Annotated in this window: 4 protein-coding genes; 1 reads left to right on the forward strand and 3 read right to left on the reverse strand. The window is 71.8% G+C overall.

What is annotated here, in order from left to right; translation table 11 throughout:
- The first annotated feature begins 396 nt into the window (after nucleotides 1–396).
- Nucleotides 397–1266, forward strand: coding sequence for a heme o synthase (locus tag ND747_RS28135; RefSeq protein ID WP_251737284.1), 870 nt, complete (start codon nucleotides 397–399; stop codon nucleotides 1264–1266).
- Nucleotides 1267–2213: 947 nt separating this feature from the next.
- Here ND747_RS28135 and ND747_RS28140 read toward each other — a convergent pair.
- The 3 genes from ND747_RS28140 to ND747_RS28150 form a co-directional block, all read right to left on the reverse strand.
- A complete protein-coding gene (locus ND747_RS28140; protein WP_251737282.1) occupies nucleotides 2214–3281 on the reverse strand; it encodes a heme A synthase in 1068 nt (355 codons plus the stop codon).
- Between the two features lie 366 nt (nucleotides 3282–3647).
- Entirely contained in the window at nucleotides 3648–4478 is an 831-nt protein-coding gene (locus tag ND747_RS28145) for an ABC transporter permease (RefSeq protein WP_374216345.1), read from the reverse strand.
- The gene (locus ND747_RS28150; RefSeq protein WP_251737283.1) at nucleotides 4475–5572 is read right to left on the reverse strand and encodes an ABC transporter ATP-binding protein; all 1098 of its coding nucleotides are present in this window, start codon (nucleotides 5570–5572) and stop codon (nucleotides 4475–4477) included. Before ND747_RS28150 ends, ND747_RS28145 begins: the two co-directional genes overlap by 4 nt.
- Between the last annotated feature and the right edge of the window lie 107 nt (nucleotides 5573–5679).

Here is a 5679-nt window from a genome sequence, read left to right on the forward strand (position 1 = left end):
GGGGTTCACGTGAAGTCGTCCAACGGAGTGAGCGTCGCGCCGTCGAACGGGGTGCACGTGAAGCCGTCGAACGGGGTTCACGTGAAGTCGTCCAACGGAGTGAGCGTCGCGCCGTCGAACGGGGTGCACGTGAAGCCGTCGAACGGGGTGCACGTGAAGTCGTCGAACGGCGTGAGCGCGAAGCCCGCCAACGGGGTGCACGCGACGTCGTCCAACGGGGTGCACGCACAACCGTCGAACGGGGTACACGTGAAGTCGTCGAACGGCGTGAGTGTGCAGCCGTCCAACGGGGTGAGTCGGTCGAACGCAGTCGCGGCGCTTGCGGTCCCGGGCGGTTCGCTGGCGCAGCTGGCTCCCGGGGCGGGTGCGGGGGCCACGTCGGGTGTGCTGGGCGCGTTGAGTGCCAAGGCCCGTGCGTACATCGCGCTGATGAAGCTGCGCGTGGTCGAGCTGCTGCTGATCACCACGGTGCCGGCGATGATGCTCGCCGAGCGCGGCCTGCCGTCGGTGTGGCTCATCCTCGTGACGCTGGTCGCGGGCACGCTGTCCGCCGGCAGCGCGAACACGATCAACTGTTACGTCGACCGTGACATCGATCAGGTGATGGGCCGCACCCGCAAGCGCCCCCTGGTCCGCGCCGCGGTGACGCCGACCGAGGCGCTCGTCTTCGGCATTCTGACCGGCATCGTCTCGACGCTGATGTTCGGCTTCCTGGTGAACTGGCCGTCGGCGCTGCTGTCCGTCGGTGCGATCTCGTTCTACGTCTTCGTCTATACCCTTGGCCTCAAGCGCCGCACCCCGTCGAACATTGTCATCGGTGGCGCGGCCGGGTGTTTCCCGGTGCTGATCGGCTGGTCGGCGGTCACCGGTTCGCTGAGCTGGTCGGCCGCACTGCTGTTCGCGATCGTCTTCTTCTGGACGCCGCCGCACTTCTGGGCGCTCGCGATGAAGTTCCGCGACGACTACGCCGCCGCCGGAATCCCGATGCTGCCGGTCGTGGCGTCCCCCGAGACGGTGACCCGGCGCATTCTCTTCTACGCCTACGCCATGGTCGCCGTGTCGCTGGCGCTCGCGCCGGTGGCGCACATCGGGTGGCCGTATGTGGCCTGCGCGGTGCTGGTCGGCGGCTGGTTCCTGGTCGAGGCGCACCGCATCGTCCGGCGCACCACCCGCGGCGAGGACCCGCAGCCCATGCGCCTGTTCCACATGTCCATCACTTACCTCACCCTCCTGTTCATCGCGATCGCCGTCGTGGCCGTCGTCTGACGACCCTGAACTGATGACGACCCCGCTCTGAACACCTCGGGGCCGACTGGTCCCGTCCCGCGGGATCGCTCGCCTGGAGCTGCTGGACGACAGCCGGCCATGTCGCGCACGACCTGATGGCCTATGCCGGGCAGGTCGCTGGTGGGCCCACTGACGGCTATCCGCCCTTCGACCTCGTCGTCAGAGCGGAGCCGAACCCGGACGAGGTGTTGCGTGTGGTCGGCGCCTGCGCGCGCTGCTGGGTGCGGCGCTCGCCTCGGCCGATCCGGACAGCCGTGCCTGGCACTGGGGTCCGCCACCCTGCCCGCGTGTCGCGGCCCAGGTGGTGCCAGGCCCGAGGCTGCCCGGTGACCTGTGGTGGCTGAGCCCGACTGCCACCGTGTCCAGCGACCACACTTCACACCTGACTGCGGTAGCTCCCCGATTCAGGGAAAATGCCCGGGCGCGGACGTCGACCGGGGCGCTGCCGGCAGCGCCTGGGCCGGTTGTTCCTGCGGCCGGTGGGCCGGTGGCCTGGTCACAGCCAGAGTCCGGACGGTTCCGAGCAGGGCGGGCGGGCCGAGAGCCACGAGCCCGCGGACGAACGATGCGCCGTAGCCGTCGGCAACGATGCGCCGTAGCCGGTCGGCGACGAGAAAGGTCCGGTGCCCGCGATGGCGGTGCCCGAGACGTTGTGCAGCACTCTGCCGGCGAGCGGAAGAACCGCCAGCGCCCACGGAACGCTCGGGAGCAGCCAGTGTGCCCGCTTCGTCGCATCGACAATCAGGGTGAACAGGCCCTCGATCAGTGCGAACAGCGCGAAGATGACCCGTTTGGTGAACAGCCTGCCGGCGGGGGATCCGTCATGGTCGCCATCTGGCCCACCCCTCCCAGCCGGCCGGGCGGTAGCGGGGCGCAGCGTGACCGATCCGGATCTCCCTGAGCTCGGGCTATCGGCCGGACGCTGGTCAACGCGTGGCCGGCGCGGGCTGGGCGGGAATCGGCGTACCACCGGTCGTGGCGGTCGTGGCGGTCGTGGCGGTCGTGGCGGTCGTGGCGGTCGACGAGGGGCCCGGGGCCGGTTCGGCGGTGGGGGTGGCGTCCGCCTCCAGGTTGAGGGCGGGCCGGTCGGCCATGGCGAGCCACAGGTAGAGGGCGGCTACCCACATCACGGTGGCGCCGGTCATGTGCAGGGCGACCAGGCCGGACGGGATGCCGAGGAAGTACTGGGCGAAGCCGACACCGGCCTGGGCGACGATCGTGGCGAGCAGCACCAGTGATCCGCGCCGCGCGGCCGCCGGGGCCGTGGTGATCCGCACGGCGAAGGCCATCGCCGCGGCGAGGCCGGTGAGCAGCATCGCCCCGTCGGCGTGCACCTGGGCGACGTTGACGATGTCGAAGCCGAACCGGGCATGGTGGGTGGCGTCGCCACTGTGCGGACCGGTACCGGTGACGACCGTCCCGAGCACGAGCACCGCCCCGGCGGCGGCGACGAGCAGCCGTGCCAGCCACAGCAGCGCGGGTGCGACCGCCGGGGTGACCGGCCCGGCGCCCTGGCGGGCCCGCCGGTCGAGCACCACCGCGTTCCACAGCAGCACCATGGACAGCAGGAAGTGCGCGGCCACGGTGGCCGGGTGCAGCTTGGTGAGCACGGTGATCCCGCCGAGCACGGCCTGCCCCAGGTAGCCGAGCCACAGCCCGAACGACAACCGGGTGAGATCCCGGCGCCGGCCGCCGCGCAGCCGCAGCGCCATCAGCGGAGTGATCAGCACCACCACGCCGACGACCAGACCGATCAGCCGGTTGCCGAACTCGATCGCGCCGTGCAGCGCGTACTCCGAATGCGGCGTGAACGAACCGTCACCGCACTGCGGCCAGGTGGGGCACCCCAGGCCCGACCCGCTCAGGCGTACCACCCCGCCGCTGACCACGATCAGCGACAGCAGGACGACGTTCGCCGCGGTGACGATCTGGAACGCGCGGCGCCCGACGAGCGGCAACCTCCGACGTCCTGTAGAAGCTGGCACGCGTGCCATGGTAACTCCCGGTCCGACCACACTCCCCGGCCGCGCCGCCCACCCGGGCGGTCACCCGCTTCCGCGGCCCACGTCCGTCCACCACGGGGCCAGAGATCGTTCGAGGCTTGCGCCCATCCATGTGCGTCCCTCGCCGGTGTACAACCCGCAAGGACGTGTGGATCCCGGCGGCATGTGGAGGGTTGTTCGGGAAAATCGGCCCGAATTCCCGAACAACCCTCCACATGTGCCCGAACAGCCCTCGGCATCAGCAGCGGCGATTCATCTCGGCCCGCGCCACCCTTGATTGGCTACCTGGGGCGACAGTCGTGTGGCTCCTGGTGTCGATCGGATTGTGGTGGGGGCTGCTGTCGCCGGCGGAAGGGGTTACTCCCAGCGGAAGGTGCGGGCGGCGAGGGCGAGGCTGGCCACGGCCCAGACGGCGAGGACGACCAGGGGGCGCAGACCGGGACCGTCGCCGTCGGCGAGGACGTGGCGCAGGCCGTCGGACAGGGCCGCCGTCGGCAGGCCCTCAGCCACCACCCGCAGCCATCCGGGCAGCTTCGACAGGGGGAAGACCACCCCGCCGATGAGGAGCAGCAGCAGGTAGACACCGTTGGCCGCGGCGAGGGTCGCCTCGGCGCGCAGTGTGCCGGCCATCAGCAGGCCAAGGCCGGAGAAGGCGGCGGTGCCGAGCACCAGCAGCGCGAGCACCGCTGGCACCGCGGCAGCACCACCGGAGGGATCCCAGCCGAGCGCGAAGCCGACGCCGACGAGCAGGACGAGCTGCAGCACCTCGACGGCGAGAACGGCCGCGGTCTTGCCGGCGAGCAGGATCGAGCGGGGCAGGGGAGTGGCGCCGAGCCGTTTGAGCACACCGTAGGAGCGTTCGAAGCCGGTGGCGATCGCCTGCCCGGTGAACGCCGTCGACATGATCGCCAGTGCCAGGATGCCTGGTACGAGGAAGTCGACGGAACGCCCGGTGTCGTTCGGCAGCACATCCACACCGGTGAAGAAGACCAGCAGGCCGATCGGGATGATCAGGGTGAGCAGGACCGACTCGCCGCGGCGCAGGGTCAGGACGAGTTCGAGGCGGGTCTGCGCCGCGAACATCCGAGCCCGGGTCGCGGCGCCGGGTGCCGGGCGCAGGTCGAGCAGCCGCTCACCCCGCAGACCCCCGGCCACCTCGCCGGCTCCGCGGGCCTCGGCGGCGGTCAAGGGCGCAGCTCCGAGCCGGTCAGTTCCACGAAGACATCCTCCAGGGTGCGTTGCTCGACCCGCAGATCCTCGGCGAGCACGCCGTTGCCGGCACACCAGGCGGTGACCGCGGCCAGCAGCTGTGGGTCGACGGTGCCCTCGACCAGGTAATGGCCGGACGGGCCTTCCTTGGCGGCGGTGCCGTCGGGCAGGGCGAGCAGGAGTGTGGCGAGGTCCAGGCCGGCGGGGGCGCGAAAACGCAGCTGACCCTCGGCACCGCCGCGGGTCAGCTCGGCGGGGGAGCCGGCGGCGACGACCCGGCCGTGGTTGATGATCGTGACCTGGTCGGCGAGGCGCTCCGCCTCGTCCATGGCATGCGTGGTGAGCACGACCGTGACCCCGGCGGCCCGCAGCTCCTCGATCAGCTCCCAGGTGGTGCGGCGTCCGGCGACGTCCAGGCCGGCGGTGGGTTCGTCGAGGAAGACCAGCTCGGGTCGGCCGACGACGGCCAGGGCCAGGGAGAGCCGCTGCTGCTGGCCGCCGGAGAGCCGGCGGAAGGGGGTGGCGGCGGAGTCGGTGAGGCCGAGGCGGTCGAGCAGGGCGGCCGGGTCGAGCGGGTGGCGGTGGTGCGCGGCGACCAGGCGCAGCATCTCCCCGGCGCGTGCCCCGGGGTACATCCCGCCGGACTGCAGCATGATGCCGACCCGGGGACGAAGCTGCGTGGCATCGGCGATCGGGTCGCAGCCGAGGATGCGCACCTCACCCGCATCCGCGGCGCGGAAACCCTCACAGATCTCCACGGTGGTGGTCTTGCCGGCGCCGTTCGGCCCGAGCAGGGCCGTGACCGAACCGACCGGGACGGTGAAGGACAGGTCGTTCACCGCTCGGATCCGCCCGTCGGCGGTGCTGTGGGCCGTGGGCCCGGTCAGCTGCGGTGCGAGCACCGCGGGGAACTCGCCGGCACCAGGCTCGAGCGGACCACGCCGGCCGCGGCGGCCGCGACCACCGGCACCCCGTCGCCGATCCGCGCGCCCCGGCCCGGATCGGGCGGGGACGGAGCGCGCGGAATAGGTCTTCACGAGCCCCGCGACGCTGACTGCCAGGATCTCGGCCACCCGGCGATCCTACGGATCCCGCCCGGTGAAGGGGGAATTGAGCCTCGCCGGACATCGCCCGGGCTGGCCGCGGCCTGTCCGGCGGGGGAGCCGGGTCGGGCCGCGGC

The organism is Frankia sp. R82 (assembly GCF_023716925.1).
Classification (GTDB): Bacteria; Actinomycetota; Actinomycetes; order Frankiales; family Frankiaceae; genus Frankia.

Bases quoted from the DNA above. Each gene is read 5' to 3' on its own strand.
- ND747_RS28140 (WP_251737282.1), bottom strand. From the start codon at position 3,281: ATGGCACGCGTGCCAGCTTCTACAGGACGTCGGAGGTTGCCGCTCGTC.